This is a genomic window from Marinobacter sp. bablab_jr008 (assembly GCF_016464145.1).
Taxonomy (GTDB): domain Bacteria; phylum Pseudomonadota; class Gammaproteobacteria; order Pseudomonadales; family Oleiphilaceae; genus Marinobacter; species Marinobacter nauticus.
On sequence record NZ_JACDWW010000033.1, the window covers coordinates 1 to 281 of the forward strand.

1 pseudogene is annotated in these 281 nt (G+C 51.6%); it reads left to right on the forward strand.

Annotated features, from left to right (window positions below):
• Nucleotides 1–281, forward strand: a pseudogene (locus JIF53_RS19295) (hypothetical protein); the annotation flags it as partial.

Below are 281 nucleotides of genomic sequence, written 5' to 3' on the forward strand. Positions count from 1 at the left end.
TACCACCAAACCCTTGATTACCAAACGCCCGATGAGGTGTACTACGGGCAACCCATATCTCTGGCAGCCTGAGCCAGGGAAACAACCGGATCATAGCTTAGGGACACCATCAGGTTGTCCAACTGAATGGGTCCATCTCAAGCTGCGCGTGTTCGGTGATGCCGGTTATCTTGGCATTCAAAAGCGGGATGAGCATAAAGATCGCCAAAATGTATCCTGGTTCATTGCCAAGCGCCCCGGTTCTCGTAAAAAACTGGACGACCGAAAGCTAAAGGCCGAGA